This window comes from Vannielia litorea (assembly GCF_900142295.1).
In the GTDB taxonomy this organism is placed as follows: Bacteria; Pseudomonadota; Alphaproteobacteria; order Rhodobacterales; family Rhodobacteraceae; genus Vannielia; species Vannielia litorea.
On the sequence record NZ_FSRL01000002.1, the window covers coordinates 1 to 13,553 of the forward strand.

Genomic DNA, 13,553 nt, shown 5'->3' on the forward strand with positions numbered 1-13,553 from the left:
CCCCGATCGCCATGGAAGACGGCCTCCGCTTCGCCATCCGCGAAGGCGGCCGCACCGTCGGCGCCGGCGTCGTCTCCAAGATCATCGAGTGATCTCGACGATCCGATAAGAGCGCCGGCGGGCCCAACCGCCGGCAACACTTGAAACCGGTTCGAAGAGGGGCGGGTCTTTCGCCCCTCCTCTCAATCGTAAAGGAACGCAAAAATGGCCATGCAAAGCCAGAATATCCGTATCCGCCTGAAGGCGTTCGATTACCGCGTGCTGGATGCCAGCACCCAGGAAATCGTCAACACCGCCAAGCGGACCGGCGCGCAGGTGCGCGGGCCCATCCCGCTGCCGAACAAGATCGAGAAGTTCACCGTTCTGCGCGGCCCGCACATCGACAAGAAGAGCCGTGACCAGTGGGAGATCCGCACCCACAAGCGTCTGCTCGACATCATCGACCCCACTCCGCAGACCGTGGACGCGCTCATGAAGCTCGACCTCGCCGCGGGCGTGGACGTTCAGATTTCGGTCTAAGGGAGGGCATGTGAGATGTTGCGCTCTGGAGTGATCGCAAAGAAGGTCGGCATGACCCGGCTTTTCATGGAAGACGGCAAGCAGATCCCGGTGACGGTTCTGCAGCTCGACGCGTTGCAGGTGGTGGCCCAGCGGACCGCCGAGAAGGATGGCTACTCTGCCGTTCAGCTCGGGGCCGGCACGGCCAAGGCCAAGCGCACCTCCGCGCCGATGCGCGGTGTGTTCGCGGCGGCCAAGGTGGCCCCCAAGCGCAAGCTCGCCGAGTTTCGCGTGGACCCCGAGAACCTGATCGCCGTCGGTGAGGAAATCACCGCGGACCACTACTTCGAAGGTCAGTTCGTCGACGTTTCGGGCACCTCGATCGGTAAAGGCTTTGCCGGTGCGATGAAGCGGCACAACTTCGGGGGCCTCCGCGCCTCCCACGGTGTGTCGATCTCCCACCGTTCGCACGGCTCGACCGGTCAGTGTCAGGACCCTGGCCGCGTGTTCAAGGGCAAGAAGATGGCCGGTCACATGGGCGCCGCCCGCGTGACCACGCAGAACCTGCAGGTTGTCCGCACCGACAGCGACCGTGGCCTGATCATGGTCAAGGGCGCGGTGCCGGGCTCCAAGGGTGGCTGGGTGACGATCAAGGACGCGGTGAAGAAGCCGTTCCCCGAGAACGCCATTCTGCCCGCCGCGCTGAAGTCTGCCGCCGCGGAAGCCGCCAAGGCCGCTGAAGAAGCTGCCGCCGCTGCCGCCGCCGAGGCCGAAGCCGAAGAGAAGCGCCTGGCCGAGGAGGCTGCGGCCGCCGAAGCCGCCGCTCTGCAGCAGGCCGAAGCCTCGATTGACGCCGACAAGGCCACCGAGGGCGACGCCCCGGCAGCCTCCGAGAAGAAGGACGGTGAGGAATGAAACTCGACGTGATCAAACTGGACGGCGGCAAGGCCGGGTCGGTCGATCTGGGCGATGAGGTCTTCGGCCTCGAGCCCCGCGCCGACATCCTGCACCGTGTCGTCCGCTGGCAGCGCAACAAGGCGCAGGCCGGCACCCACAAGGTGAAGACCCGTCGCGAGACGAGCTACTCGACCAAGAAGATCTATCGCCAGAAGGGCACCGGCGGTGCACGCCACGGTGACCGCAACGCGCCGATCTTCCGCAAGGGTGGTATCTACAAGGGTCCGACCCCGCGCAGCCACGGCCACGATCTTCCCAAGAAGATCCGCGCCCTGGGCCTGAAGCACGCGCTCAGCGCCAAGGCTGCCGAAGGCAAGCTGATCGTCCTGGACGAGGCCGTTCTGGCCGATGCCCGGACCTCGGTGCTGGCCAAGCAGGTGAAGGAACTCGGCTGGAAGAAGGTGCTCATCATCGATGGTGCCGAGCTGAACGAGAACTTCACCAAGGCCGCTGCCAACATCACCGGTCTGGACGTGCTCCCCTCGATGGGCGCCAACGTCTACGACATCCTGAAGCGTGACACCCTGGTCATCACCAAGGCCGGTGTCGAAGCCCTGGAGGCCCGTCTGAAATGACCGCCAAGGCAGAACATTACGACGTGATCGTGAAGCCCGTCATCACCGAGAAGGCCACCATGGCCTCGGAGTCGAACGGCGTGGTCTTCGAGGTCGCCATCGACGCCAACAAGCCCCAGATCAAGGAGGCCGTCGAGGCGCTCTTCGGTGTGAAGGTGAAGGCCGTGAACACGACCATCACCAAGGGCAAGACCAAGCGTTTCCGCGGCATCCGCGGCAAGCGCAAGGACGTCAAGAAGGCCTATGTGACCCTCGAAGAGGGCAACACGATCGACGTGTCGACCGGCCTCTGAGCCGCGTGGCGGGGTGCATCCACCCCGCGGAATGAAGAAAGGCCCCGCCCGGTGCGGGGCCTTTCGCTGTTCAGCGGCGCGCCGTTTGCCACAAAGTCATCTCACCTTTGCCGAAATTCGCCGCCAGACTTGCGGACCAGGGCTATGGACTCACCACGTTACGGGAGATGTGATGATGGAATATAGCCACCGGGAGACGATCAAGGGCAAGCCGAGTGTCCGGCCTACTGCCGTGACCAACAAGACCATCGCGGAGTTGCTTGCCGAGGAGGCCGAGCAGAGGGCGAAGGCCCCGGCGATGACCACGGCCGTCGTGAACAAGACCATCGAGGAGTTGCTGGAGGACGAGCGCCGGGAGCAGGCGGAGGCCGAGCGTGCGGCGCGCCTGGCGGCCGAACAGGCCGAGGCCGACGAGATCGCGCAGATCCGCGCGGAACGGGCAGCGGCGCTGGCGCGGGCGGCGGAGGAGGCGGAGGCCGAACCCGAGGCCAGGCCCTCGCTCCTGAAGCGTCTGTTCGGACGCTAGAGCCCGCAGACGTTGATTATTCTTGCGGCAGGTGCTTGACCTGACGCCGCGCCTCTCTTAACAGGGCGCATCCGCAGGAGCCCCGGATTCGTCCGGGGCTTTGGTTTTGGTCGGCAACGGTCAGCGCGGAGCACAAGCCGGGCACCTACGGGGGCCTACAACATCAGGGCAGCGCGCGCGCCGCCCGCACAGAAAACGGAAGACAGTCAAATGGCACTCAAGTCGTACAAACCGACGACGCCGGGCCAGCGTGGGCTGGTTCTGATCGACCGTTCGGAGCTGTGGAAAGGACGCCCTGTCAAGGCCCTCACCGAGGGTCTGACGAAGTCGGGCGGCCGGAACAACACCGGACGGATCACCGCCCGCCGCCGTGGCGGTGGTGCGAAGCGTCTCTATCGTATCGTTGATTTCAAGCGGACCAAGATGGACGTTCCGGCGACCGTCGAGCGGATCGAATACGATCCCAACCGCACCGCCTTCATCGCCCTCATCCGCTACCAGGATGGCGAGCAGGCCTACATTCTCGCGCCGCAGCGCCTCGCGGTTGGCGACTCCGTCATCTCCTCGGCCAAGACCGACGTGAAGCCGGGCAACGCGATGCAGCTGATCGGCATGCCGATCGGTACCATCATTCACAACATCGAGCTGAAGCCCGGCAAGGGTGGCCAGATCGCACGCGCCGCGGGCACCTATGCCCAGTTCGTCGGCCGTGACGGCGGCTATGCCCAGATCCGCCTCAGCTCGGGCGAGCTGCGGATGGTGCGCCAGGAATGCATGGCCACCGTTGGCGCGGTTTCGAACCCCGACAACAGCAACCAGAACCTCGGCAAGGCCGGTCGCGTGCGCCACTACGGCAAGCGCCCCTCGGTCCGCGGTGTTGCGATGAACCCGATCGACCACCCGCACGGTGGTGGTGAGGGCCGCACCTCGGGTGGCCGCACCCCGGTTACCCCCTGGGGCAAGGACACCAAGGGTCGCAAGACCCGGGACAAGAACAAGGCGTCGCAGAAGCTGATCATCCGCTCGCGTCACGCCAGAAAGAAGGGTCGCTAACACATGTCGCGTTCTGTTTGGAAAGGCCCCTTCGTTGACAGCTATGTCCTGAAGAAGGCCGAGAAATCCCGTGAGTCGGGCCGCAACGAGGTCATCAAGATCTGGTCGCGCCGCTCCACCATCCTGCCCCAGTTCGTGGGCCTCACCTTCGGCGTCTACAACGGCAAGAAGCATATCCCGGTGAACGTCACCGAGGACATGATCGGCCAGAAGTTCGGTGAATACTCCCCGACGCGGACCTACTACGGCCACGCCGCCGACAAGAAAGCGAAGAGGAAGTAACCATGGGCAAGGACAAGAATCCCCGCCGCGTGGAAGACAACGAGGCGCTCGCCAAGTCGCGCATGCTTCGCACCTCGCCGCAGAAGCTGAACCTCGTCGCCGCGATGATCCGTGGCAAGAAGGTCGAGAAGGCCCTGGCCGATCTCACCTTCTCCAAGAAGCGGATCGCCGAGGACGTGAAGAAATGCCTTCAGTCCGCGATCGCGAACGCCGAGAACAACCACAACCTGGACGTCGACGAGCTGATCGTCGCTGAGGCCTGGGTCGGCAAGAACATGACGATGAAGCGTGGACGCCCGCGTGCGCGCGGCCGTTTCGGCAAGATCGTCAAGCCGTTTGCCGAGCTGACCATCAAGGTCCGCCAGATCGAGGAGCAAGCCTGATGGGTCAGAAAGTCAATCCGATCGGCATGCGGCTGCAGGTCAACCGCACCTGGGACAGCCGCTGGTACGCCGATACCAAGGACTACGGTAACCTCCTGCTCGAGGATCTGAAGATCCGCGAGTTCATCGAGGAAGAGTGCAAGCAGGCCGGCGTCAGCCGCGTGATCATCGAGCGCCCGCACCGCAAGTGCCGGGTGACCGTGCACACCGCGCGTCCGGGCGTGATCATCGGCAAGAAAGGCGCCGATATCGAGACCCTGCGCAAGAAGCTGGCGAACATGACCGACAGCGAGCTGCACCTCAACATCGTCGAGGTCCGCAAGCCCGAGCTGGACGCCGCGCTGGTGGCCGAGTCCATCGCGCAGCAGCTCGAGCGCCGCGTGTCGTTCCGCCGTGCCATGAAGCGCTCGGTGCAGAACGCCATGCGCATGGGGGCGCTCGGCATCCGGGTCAACGTCGCGGGCCGCCTCGGCGGCGCCGAGATCGCCCGGACCGAGTGGTATCGCGAGGGCCGTGTGCCCCTGCACACCCTGCGGGCCGACATCGACTACGCCCACGCCGAAGGCGCCACGCCCTACGGCATCATCGGCATCAAGGTCTGGATCTTCAAAGGCGAGATCATGGAGCACGATCCTTCGGCCCGTGATCGCCGCGCCCAGGAAGTCCAGGACGGCGGCGGCCCGCGCCCCCGTCGTGACCGGTAAGGAGACGGAAGAATGCTGCAACCAAAACGCACGAAATTCCGCAAGATGCACAAGGGCCGCATCCGCGGCGAGGCGAAGGGCGGGTCTGACCTGAACTTCGGCACCTTCGGCCTGAAGGCGGTGGAGCCCGAGCGGATCACCGCCCGTCAGATCGAGGCCGCCCGTCGTGCCATGACGCGCCACATGAAGCGTCAGGGCCGCGTCTGGATCCGGATCTTCCCCGATCTGCCCGTGACCTCCAAGCCGGTTGAAGTCCGGATGGGTAAAGGCAAGGGCTCGGTGGACTTCTGGGCCGCCAAGGTGAAGCCTGGCCGCGTGATGTTCGAGATCGACGGCGTGAGCGAAGAGGTGGCCCGCGAGGCGCTGCGTCTCGCCGCGATGAAGCTGCCGATCAAGACCCGCACGGTGATGCGCGAAGACTGGTGATCGGATGGTGGGCGGATTGCCCACCCTGCGAGATTGAAGTCCCCGCCGGAGTGATCCGGCGGGGGTTTTCGTTTCACGGGAGAGCGAGCGATGAAAACTGTCGATACGGTCAAATGGGTTGCGACGGCCATTCAACTCGTCGGCTACGGCCTGACGGGGCTGAATGTGGTGCCGTGGAACGTTTTTGCCTTCTTCGTTGGAATCCTGCTGTGGTTTGCCGTGGGGGTCATGTGGAAGGACCGGGCGATCATGGTCGTTCACGTCGGCGCGTTCATCTCGCTCTTCGTGGGCTATCTGAACTCGGGAGCGCCGGCGTGAGGGACTGTTGAGAGCCCGCAAGCGCGCCGCTCCGGCGGCTCACTCCCTACGATCATTGGAACTCACCGAAACCCGCTGCGTCTCGCCGCGATGAAGCTACGGATCAAGACCGGCACCGTGATGCGCCAAGATGGGCGGACGGTTGGTGGGCAGATTGCCCACCCTAAGAGATCGAAGCCCCCGCTGGAGTGATCCGGCGGGAGTTTTCTTTTTGCGGTGGCGGGCTTTGCACTCGGTAAGAGGGTCGAAGACAGAGGCTATTCCATCGGCTCACCCAGTCACCCCAACGTCCGCATCCCCCGCTCCATCAACTCCCGCATGAAGCGCTGATACTTCACCCCGCGCTTTTCCGCCTCGGCGCGGATGGCGGCGAGCTGGCTTTCGGGCAGGCGCATGGTGACGCGGGCGGATTTGTCTTCGAACTCGTAAGCCACGGGCTCGGCGGCGCTCCAGTCGAACTCCGACAGGTCGGCCTCTTCCACGAAGGCTTCCGCGGCCTCGTCACTCGGGAGGCTTGGCCATGGCTTCTTTTGCGTCTTCATAGCGTCGTATCTCCTTGGCGTGCATGTAGCGCGCGCTGATCGGGCGGAGCCAAAGCGCGCCCTCTTTCTCCCGGTGCATGTAGACCAGGAACACGTGGCGGCCTTCTGCCGTGGCCCCCGCGGTGCGAAACCGGGGTTCGCCGGGGAACGGGTCGGGGATGCGGAGCGTCATGGTGCGTAGCACATGCTCGATCTCTGCCTGAGACACACCGTGCTTTCCGCATTCCGGCCAGTTTCCGGCATCCCAATCGATCCCGGCGATCTTCATGCGCTACATATGCACATTTGTATGTACAAGATCAAGGAGGGTTACTCCCACCGATAGTTGAAGGACACAGATACCCGCTCCTCCTCGGCCATGTTCATCGGCACCTCGTGGCGCAGCCAGCTTTCCCAGAGCAGCACGTCGCCCACTGCGGGGGCGACCGAGACGAAGCGTTTGAGCTCCTCGCGGCAGTGCTTGCGGCGCATCGGGGCGGCCATCATGCGGGCGGAGCGCGGGTCTTCCAGCTTCAGCGCCGAGGTGCCCTTTGGCATCGAGACGTAGGTGGTGCCCGAGATCACCGCGTGGGGGTGGATGTGGGAGCCGTGGGAGCCGCCTTCGGGGAGGATGTTGATCCAGAGGTCCTCGAGCACGAGGTTGCGGCCGTCGAGGTCGAACTGGAGATCTTCGGTGAAGGCGGCGACATGGGCGTCGAGACACTTGGCGAGCGCCTTGAAGATCGGGAAGCGCCAGGGGAGGTCGGAGAGCGAGGCGTAGGACGTATAACCCGGGTAGCCGTTTTCCTCGCACCATTCCTGCCCGGCCTCGTCATCCTCGGCGATGGTGAAGCAGGAGGTTTCGAGCTCGTCGGCGTCGATGGCAGGCCCGTGCTCGGACAGGGCGGCGCGGTAGAGACGGGTGACGAAGAGGGAGGAGATCTCGGGCATATTATATCACGGTTTGTTCTGGGGGGTTCTGAGTGGATTTTGCCCCGCATCCCAGTCGGATTGAGGCACCTCGCTTGCCGCTGATACGATGAGCTGTTTGAGTCGGCCATCAATGTTTTGTACTCGCTGTGCCGTCAGACGAATGACGCCTCGATTTCCGCTTGCGTACTGGCTCATGCTAAGGGTCAAAACCTGCGGCGTTCCGAGCATAGCCTGCGGCGACAGACTAAAAGGCACAGTTTGTTTTTCATCGGGGTGATATAGACGCCCGTTCCCGGTGAGGACATTGAATGACGTTATGTTGGTATCAATCGTTTGGAAGTCTTCGCGCGCCCTGGCCTCCAAGTACCGTTTGCTGTCCAGGTCAAGGGTAGCCAAATCCTTTGTGCGGTAAGTCAGCTGAAGTAAGTCGACGGATTTTCCTATAGCGGCGTGCGCTCTTGTTAGGGGAGGCTCCACGCGCGCAATAAGGTCGTCCACCTCATCATCCTTAAGTCGACCAATGTACTTCTTCGCGCCATGCGGTATCTGCCGAATGCCAGTTAGCGATGCATTCAGAACATACGAAACGAGGCCATTGATGAAAGGTGTAACTGTGTTGACAGCGTAGCCACCAACCATTCCGGCAAGAAACGCGTTCTCCTGTATCCAAACCTCTAGTCCGTAAAAGACACTACCTCTCTTTGGAGGCGTAATGAAAATTCTCACCGAGGAAGAGAGGTCTCCACGTTGCCGCAGCTTCCCGGAAACTCCGTAGTGGGTGATAATGGTGAGCGCCCACACTATCCCTTCGAGAGATTGAGCCGCCGCGTATGCATCGACTTTATGATTATCGGCATCTCCGCCGCTAAACTTGAGCCGTTGCTTGATCAAAATCGCCATAGTGAAAAATCCGCCTACTAGAACGCAGCTAGCGTAGTTTGTTAGCAGCTACCTTCACAAGCTACCACTTGTCGGAAGACCGCGGACGGCCTCCTGCCTTCAAACCCCGACAAAACCCTTGCCACCCACCTGATTCCCCCCTATAGGGCGGCCTTCACCATGTGAACTCCACCGGACACGGGGTCACCCACAAGGGGCCTCCCGGTGATTGTTGAAAAAGGAAGATGGCGATGAACGCCCAGGAACTGCGTGACAAGACGCCGGACCAGCTCCGCGACGCCCTTGTCGACCTCAAGAAAGAAGCCTTCAACCTGCGTTTCCAGCAGGCCGGCGGCAACATCGAGAACACCGCCCGCATGCGCCAGGTCCGTCGTGACGTGGCCCGTGTGAAGACGATCCTCAACGAAAAAGCCAAGGCGGAGGCGTAACAGATGCCCAAGCGTATCCTGCAAGGCGTCGTGACCAGCGACCAGAACGAACAGACCGTCACCGTGCTGGTGGAGCGTCGTTTCAAGCATCCGCTGCTGCACAAGACTGTGCGGAAGTCGAAGAAATACCGTGCTCATGACGAGCAGAACACCTTCAAGGTGGGCGACACCGTGCGCATCCAGGAATGCGCGCCGAAGTCGAAGACGAAACGCTGGGAGGTTCTGACGGCGTAAGCTGACAGACCTTTCGGTTTGAGCGAAACCCTGGGGGAGCTAACCAGAAAAGCCCCCATAGGTCGGGAGAAACCTAATGATCCAGATGCAGACCAATCTGGATGTTGCTGACAACTCCGGCGCCCGCCGGGTTCAGTGCATCAAGGTCCTGGGTGGTTCCAAGCGCAAGTACGCGAGCGTGGGCGACATCATCGTCGTTTCCGTGAAGGAAGCCATCCCGCGCGGCCGCGTGAAGAAGGGCGACGTCCGCAAGGCCGTTGTCGTTCGGACCGCCAAGGAAGTGCGCCGCGAGGACGGCACCGCGATCCGCTTCGATCGCAACGCCGCCGTCATCCTCAACAACAACAACGAGCCGGTGGGCACCCGTATCTTCGGACCAGTCGTTCGCGAGCTTCGCTCGAAGAACTTCATGAAGATCATCTCGCTCGCCCCGGAGGTGCTGTAAGATGGCCGCGAAACTGAAGAAGGGTGACACGGTGATCGTGCTCACCGGCAAGGACAAGGGCAAGACCGGCGAGATCCAGTCGGTGGACCCGAAGGCCGGCAAGGCCGTGGTGGAAGGGCTGAACATCTCCGTCCGTCACCAGCGCCAGAGCCAGAACACCCAGGGCGGCCGCGTGCCCACCGCCATGCCGATCGACCTCTCGAACCTCGCCTATGTGGATGCCAACGGCAAGCCCACCCGCGTGGGTTTCAAGGTGGAAGACGGCAAGAAAGTGCGCGTCGCCAAGACCACGGGAGACGTGATCGATGCTTGATGCCGCCAACTACACCCCGCGTCTGAAGGCGTATTTTGCCGAGACCGTTCGCCCCGCGCTCAAGGAAGAGTTCGGCTACAAGAACGACCTGCAGATCCCGCGTCTGGACAAGATCGTGCTCAATATCGGCTGTGGCGCCGAAGCCGTGCGCGACAGCAAGAAGGCCAAGTCGGCCCAGGAAGACCTGACCAAGATCGCCGGCCAGCAGGCCATGGTGACCAAGGCCAAGAAATCCATCGCCGGCTTCCGGGTGCGTGAAGAGATGCCGCTGGGCGCCAAGGTGACCCTCCGCGGCGACCGGATGTACGAATTCCTGGATCGTCTCATCACCGTCGCAATGCCCCGTATCCGCGACTTCCGCGGCGTTTCGGGCAAGAGCTTCGATGGCCGTGGCAACTACGCCATGGGCCTGAAAGAGCACATCGTCTTCCCCGAGATCGAGTTCGACAAGGTCGACGAAGTCTGGGGCATGGACATCATCATCTGCACCACCGCCTCCACGGATGCGGAAGCCAAGGCGCTGTTGAAGCAATTCAACATGCCCTTCACCAGCTGAGGAACCGACCATGGCAAAGAAAGCAATGATCGAACGCGAGAAGAAGCGTCAGGAGCTGGTGGAAAAATACGCCGCCAAGCGCGCCGCTCTGAAAGAGATCGCGAATGACGAGAGCAAACCGATGGAAGAGCGGTTCAAGGCCCGGCTGAAGCTGGCCAAGCTGCCCCGCAACTCCTCGGCCACCCGCCTGCACAACCGGTGCCAGCTCACCGGCCGTCCGAAGGCGTATTACCGCAAACTCAAGATGTCGCGGATCATGCTGCGCGAGCTGGCCTCCAACGGCCAGATCCCCGGCATGGTCAAGTCGTCCTGGTAAGGAGGGTATGAGATGAACGATCCTCTCGGCGATATGCTGACCCGCATCCGCAACGCGCAGATGCGTGGCAAGTCCACCGTCCGCACGCCCGCTTCCAAGCTGCGTGCCTGGGTTCTCGATGTTCTGGCTGACGAAGGCTACATCCGCGGCTACGAAGCCGTGGAAGGCACCGCCCACCCGGAAATCGAGATCAGCCTGAAGTACTACGAAGGCACCCCGGTGATCCGCGAACTCAAGCGCGTGTCCAAGCCCGGCCGTCGGGTTTACATGGGCGTTGGCGACATCCCCTCGGTCCGTCAGGGCCTGGGCGTTTCCATCGTCTCGACCTCGCGCGGCGTCATGTCCGATGCAGCAGCCCGCTCCGCCAACGTTGGCGGTGAGGTGCTCTGCACGGTGTTCTAAGGAGCCCTGCTATGTCTCGTATTGGCAAGAAACCGGTCGAGCTGCCCAGCGGTGTTTCCGCGGCTGTCTCCGGTCAGACCATCGAAGTGAAGGGCCCCAAGGGCGCCCGCAGCTTCACCGCCACCGACGACGTGACCCTCGCTGTCGAGGACAACGTGGTGACGATCAAGCCGCGCGGCACCTCCAAGCGGGCCCGCCAGCAGTGGGGCATGAGCCGCACCATGGTGGCGAACCTCGTGCAGGGCGTGACCGACGGCTTCAAGAAGGAGCTGGAGATCAACGGCGTGGGCTACCGCGCGCAGATCCAGGGCTCGACCCTGAAGCTGTCGCTGGGCTACTCGCACGAAGTCAACTTCGACGTGCCCCAGGGCGTCACGGTCACCTGCCCCAAGCAGACCGAGATCATCGTCGAAGGCTCCGATGAGCAACTCGTCGGCCAGGTCGCGGCCAACATCCGCGAATGGCGCAAGCCGGAGCCCTACAAGGGCAAGGGCATCAAATACAAGGACGAGTACATCTTCCGCAAGGAAGGCAAGAGGTAAGGAACGGACTGATGGCAAACACCAAACGCCAACTGTTCCAGAAGCGCCGCATGCGCGTCCGGAACAAGCTTCGCAAGGTGAACGCGGGCCGCGTGCGGCTCTCCGTCCACCGCTCGAACAAGAACATCAGCGTGCAGCTGATCGACGACGTGCAGGGCGTGACCCTGGCCTCGGCCTCCTCGCTGGAGAAGGATCTGGGCGTGGTCGGCAAGAACAACGTGGAGGCCGCCACCAAGGTGGGCGCCGCGATTGCCGAGCGTGCCAAGAAAGCCGGCGTGGAAGAGGCCTACTTCGACCGTGGCGGTTTTCTGTTCCACGGCCGGGTGAAGGCGCTCGCCGATGCTGCCCGCGAGGGTGGTCTGAAGATCTGACGGAAGGGCTTCGGCCCCTCCGACGAACCCTGCGAGGGGCGGCGCTGCCGGCCCTCCGATGATCCGGGGCCGCGCAGGCCACCGCGATCGGAGACAACCGGCCCCCGCGCCGACCAATTGAAGGACGCCATGCATGGCTGAACGTGACAACAATCGTGACAACCGCCGCGGCCCGCGCCGCGACCGGGAAGAGACCCCCGAGTTTGCCGATCGCCTCGTGGCGATCAACCGGGTCTCCAAGACCACCAAGGGCGGCAAGAACTTCGGCTTCGCCGCGCTCGTCGTGGTCGGTGACCAGAAGGGCCGCGTGGGCTTTGGCAAGGGCAAGGCCAAGGAGGTCCCCGAGGCCATCCGCAAGGCCACCGAGCAGGCCAAGCGCCAGATGATCCGCGTTCCGCTGCGCGAGGGCCGCACCCTGCACCACGACGTGGAAGGCCGCCACGGCGCCGGCCGCGTGGTGATGCGCACCGCCCCGCACGGTACCGGTATCATTGCCGGCGGTCCGATGCGTGCCGTGTTCGAGATGCTGGGCATCCACGACGTGGTCGCCAAGTCGATCGGCTCGCAGAACCCCTACAACATGATCCGCGCCACGCTCGACGGTCTCACCAAGGAAGCCAGCCCCCGGATGGTCGCGCAGCGTCGCGGCAAGAAGGTGGCCGACATCCTGAAGAAGCCCGAAGACGCGCCGGCCGAAGAAGCCGCTGAAGCGTAAGGAGACCGAACCATGGCAAAGACGATCGTCGTCAAGCAGATCGGTTCGCCGATCCGTCGCCCCGAGATCCAGCGCAAGACGCTGATCGGCCTCGGGCTGAACAAGATGCACCGCACCCGCGAGCTGGAGGATACCCCCTCCATCCGCGGCATGGTCGCCAAGATCCCGCACCTCGTCGAGATTATCGAAGAGCGCGGATGAGCGATCCGGCGGATCATCCGCCGCACGAATTCAGACACCCCGGTTCGAAAGAGCCGGGGTGTTTTCGTTTCGGGTGTTCAGTGGCAATGAAGGGGCTGGGAGCCCGCGTGGCAGCACTGGCCCGGAGGAGAGCTCTTACGGCAACCGCCACTGTGAAGGGCTTCGCCATTGACGGTCGCGCCACCAATGTGGGTCGGCGCACCGACGAGTGGCAGGGCAAAAACGGAAAGTGCGATAGCTGCAATAACGGGTTTCAAGCTCTCAACCTTTTCTACAGTTAACCAAATCTTAAGATCTGTGTGTCTCGGACTTTCATCACAAAGCATGTTTGCGTCAAGCATTGGTGCATCGCTTGGGATTTGTAGGGATCGGTATCGCTCGTGTACGGTCGAACCGAAACAGACAGAAACGAGCAGCCCCATGAAACCTCTCCTCCTCCTCCTCCCTCTCGCGCTTGTCGCCTGTTCCAAGGATCGCGGCCCCGATGCCGTGGCGGCCTATCCCGATCTCTACCTCTGCCAGCTCGAAGGCGGCTACGAGAAGATCGAGAACGACTACGAGCGCCGGGCCGTGGAGGGCGAGATCGCGCGGCGCGGGCTACAGTGCTACCAGGGCACCGTCAGGAAGCCGGACTCGCCGCTGTTTCGCTAGGCGAGCCCTG

28 protein-coding genes are annotated in these 13,553 nt (G+C 63.0%); 24 read left to right on the top strand and 4 right to left on the bottom strand.

Going from position 1 to position 13,553, the window contains the following annotated elements; all coding sequences use genetic code 11:
* The 12 genes from BUR94_RS17800 to BUR94_RS17855 form a co-directional block, all read left to right on the top strand.
* A partial coding sequence (locus tag BUR94_RS17800; protein WP_211330766.1) for an EF-Tu C-terminal domain-related protein occupies window positions 1-92 on the top strand: 92 nt, incomplete at its 5' end.
* A 118-nt stretch (window positions 93-210) separates the two neighbouring features.
* Window positions 211-519 (top strand): 30S ribosomal protein S10, encoded by a 309-nt coding sequence (rpsJ, locus tag BUR94_RS17805; RefSeq protein ID WP_074258233.1) that lies wholly within the window; start codon window positions 211-213, stop codon window positions 517-519.
* A 15-nt stretch (window positions 520-534) separates the two neighbouring features.
* Entirely contained in the window at window positions 535-1,413 is an 879-nt protein-coding gene (gene rplC / locus BUR94_RS17810) for a 50S ribosomal protein L3 (RefSeq protein WP_074257794.1), read from the top strand.
* Entirely contained in the window at window positions 1,410-2,030 is a 621-nt protein-coding gene (gene rplD / locus BUR94_RS17815; RefSeq protein ID WP_074257795.1) for a 50S ribosomal protein L4, read from the top strand. Before rplC ends, rplD begins: the two co-directional genes overlap by 4 nt.
* A complete protein-coding gene (locus BUR94_RS17820) occupies window positions 2,027-2,323 on the top strand; it encodes a 50S ribosomal protein L23 (protein WP_074257796.1) in 297 nt (98 codons plus the stop codon). Before rplD ends, BUR94_RS17820 begins: the two co-directional genes overlap by 4 nt.
* Window positions 2,324-2,495: 172 nt before the next feature.
* Window positions 2,496-2,849, top strand: a complete 354-nt coding sequence (locus BUR94_RS17825; protein ID WP_074257797.1) for a hypothetical protein — start codon at window positions 2,496-2,498, stop codon at window positions 2,847-2,849.
* Window positions 2,850-3,059: 210 nt separating this feature from the next.
* Window positions 3,060-3,902 (top strand): 50S ribosomal protein L2, encoded by an 843-nt coding sequence (rplB, locus tag BUR94_RS17830; protein WP_074257798.1) that lies wholly within the window; start codon window positions 3,060-3,062, stop codon window positions 3,900-3,902.
* A 3-nt stretch (window positions 3,903-3,905) separates the two neighbouring features.
* A complete protein-coding gene (gene rpsS, locus BUR94_RS17835) occupies window positions 3,906-4,184 on the top strand; it encodes a 30S ribosomal protein S19 (RefSeq protein ID WP_074257799.1) in 279 nt (92 codons plus the stop codon).
* A gap of 2 nt (window positions 4,185-4,186) precedes the next feature.
* Window positions 4,187-4,567, top strand: coding sequence for a 50S ribosomal protein L22 (gene rplV, locus BUR94_RS17840; protein ID WP_074257800.1), 381 nt, complete (start codon window positions 4,187-4,189; stop codon window positions 4,565-4,567).
* Window positions 4,567-5,271: a 30S ribosomal protein S3 gene (gene rpsC, locus BUR94_RS17845; protein WP_074257801.1), complete on the top strand. Its 705-nt coding sequence runs from the start codon at window positions 4,567-4,569 to the stop codon at window positions 5,269-5,271. Before rplV ends, rpsC begins: the two co-directional genes overlap by 1 nt.
* Before the next feature lie 12 nt (window positions 5,272-5,283).
* Entirely contained in the window at window positions 5,284-5,697 is a 414-nt protein-coding gene (gene rplP, locus BUR94_RS17850; protein ID WP_074257802.1) for a 50S ribosomal protein L16, read from the top strand.
* A 90-nt stretch (window positions 5,698-5,787) separates the two neighbouring features.
* The gene (locus BUR94_RS17855) at window positions 5,788-6,015 is read left to right on the top strand and encodes a DUF6552 family protein (protein ID WP_074257803.1); all 228 of its coding nucleotides are present in this window, start codon (window positions 5,788-5,790) and stop codon (window positions 6,013-6,015) included.
* Window positions 6,016-6,293: 278 nt separating this feature from the next.
* On the opposite strand, the gene BUR94_RS17860 is transcribed toward BUR94_RS17855, so the two are convergent.
* Genes BUR94_RS17860 through BUR94_RS20535 form a run of 4 tightly spaced genes read right to left on the bottom strand, consistent with a single transcriptional unit; the run spans window position 6,294 to window position 8,369 of the window.
* On the bottom strand, window positions 6,294-6,557 hold the full coding sequence (locus BUR94_RS17860) for a CopG family antitoxin (protein ID WP_074257804.1): 264 nt from the start codon (window positions 6,555-6,557) through the stop codon (window positions 6,294-6,296).
* On the bottom strand, window positions 6,517-6,825 hold the full coding sequence (locus BUR94_RS17865; RefSeq protein WP_074257805.1) for a BrnT family toxin: 309 nt from the start codon (window positions 6,823-6,825) through the stop codon (window positions 6,517-6,519). Before BUR94_RS17865 ends, BUR94_RS17860 begins: the two co-directional genes overlap by 41 nt.
* 41 nt (window positions 6,826-6,866) lie before the next feature.
* Window positions 6,867-7,487, bottom strand: a complete 621-nt coding sequence (locus BUR94_RS17870) for a TIGR02466 family protein (RefSeq protein ID WP_074257806.1) — start codon at window positions 7,485-7,487, stop codon at window positions 6,867-6,869.
* A 6-nt stretch (window positions 7,488-7,493) separates the two neighbouring features.
* Entirely contained in the window at window positions 7,494-8,369 is an 876-nt protein-coding gene (locus BUR94_RS20535) for a DUF7946 domain-containing protein (protein WP_139301350.1), read from the bottom strand.
* 230 nt (window positions 8,370-8,599) lie between these two features.
* On the opposite strand from BUR94_RS20535, the gene rpmC reads away from it, so the two are divergent.
* From rpmC to BUR94_RS17935, 12 genes are all read left to right on the top strand, one after another.
* Window positions 8,600-8,797 (top strand): 50S ribosomal protein L29, encoded by a 198-nt coding sequence (gene rpmC / locus BUR94_RS17875; RefSeq protein ID WP_074257807.1) that lies wholly within the window; start codon window positions 8,600-8,602, stop codon window positions 8,795-8,797.
* Between the two features lie 3 nt (window positions 8,798-8,800).
* Complete coding sequence (rpsQ, locus tag BUR94_RS17880; RefSeq protein ID WP_074257808.1) at window positions 8,801-9,031, top strand: 30S ribosomal protein S17; 231 nt, start codon at window positions 8,801-8,803, stop codon at window positions 9,029-9,031.
* A gap of 76 nt (window positions 9,032-9,107) precedes the next feature.
* The gene (gene rplN, locus BUR94_RS17885) at window positions 9,108-9,476 is read left to right on the top strand and encodes a 50S ribosomal protein L14 (RefSeq protein WP_074257809.1); all 369 of its coding nucleotides are present in this window, start codon (window positions 9,108-9,110) and stop codon (window positions 9,474-9,476) included.
* Window position 9,477: 1 nt separating this feature from the next.
* On the top strand, window positions 9,478-9,789 hold the full coding sequence (rplX, locus tag BUR94_RS17890; RefSeq protein ID WP_074257810.1) for a 50S ribosomal protein L24: 312 nt from the start codon (window positions 9,478-9,480) through the stop codon (window positions 9,787-9,789).
* Window positions 9,782-10,345 (top strand): 50S ribosomal protein L5, encoded by a 564-nt coding sequence (rplE, locus tag BUR94_RS17895; RefSeq protein WP_074257811.1) that lies wholly within the window; start codon window positions 9,782-9,784, stop codon window positions 10,343-10,345. Before rplX ends, rplE begins: the two co-directional genes overlap by 8 nt.
* A gap of 10 nt (window positions 10,346-10,355) precedes the next feature.
* Window positions 10,356-10,661, top strand: a complete 306-nt coding sequence (gene rpsN / locus BUR94_RS17900) for a 30S ribosomal protein S14 (protein ID WP_074257812.1) — start codon at window positions 10,356-10,358, stop codon at window positions 10,659-10,661.
* A 12-nt stretch (window positions 10,662-10,673) separates the two neighbouring features.
* Complete coding sequence (gene rpsH, locus BUR94_RS17905) at window positions 10,674-11,063, top strand: 30S ribosomal protein S8 (RefSeq protein WP_074257813.1); 390 nt, start codon at window positions 10,674-10,676, stop codon at window positions 11,061-11,063.
* A gap of 11 nt (window positions 11,064-11,074) precedes the next feature.
* Window positions 11,075-11,605 (top strand): 50S ribosomal protein L6, encoded by a 531-nt coding sequence (rplF, locus tag BUR94_RS17910; RefSeq protein ID WP_074257814.1) that lies wholly within the window; start codon window positions 11,075-11,077, stop codon window positions 11,603-11,605.
* Window positions 11,606-11,616: 11 nt separating this feature from the next.
* Window positions 11,617-11,976 carry a 50S ribosomal protein L18 gene (gene rplR / locus BUR94_RS17915; protein ID WP_074257815.1) on the top strand — a complete coding sequence of 120 codons (360 nt, stop codon included), beginning with the start codon at window positions 11,617-11,619 and terminating at the stop codon, window positions 11,974-11,976.
* Between the two features lie 133 nt (window positions 11,977-12,109).
* Window positions 12,110-12,691: a 30S ribosomal protein S5 gene (gene rpsE / locus BUR94_RS17920; RefSeq protein ID WP_074257816.1), complete on the top strand. Its 582-nt coding sequence runs from the start codon at window positions 12,110-12,112 to the stop codon at window positions 12,689-12,691.
* Between the two features lie 12 nt (window positions 12,692-12,703).
* On the top strand, window positions 12,704-12,892 hold the full coding sequence (gene rpmD / locus BUR94_RS17925) for a 50S ribosomal protein L30 (RefSeq protein ID WP_074257817.1): 189 nt from the start codon (window positions 12,704-12,706) through the stop codon (window positions 12,890-12,892).
* 420 nt (window positions 12,893-13,312) lie between these two features.
* A complete protein-coding gene (locus BUR94_RS17935) occupies window positions 13,313-13,543 on the top strand; it encodes a hypothetical protein (RefSeq protein WP_074257819.1) in 231 nt (76 codons plus the stop codon).
* Window positions 13,544-13,553: the final 10 nt, after the last annotated feature.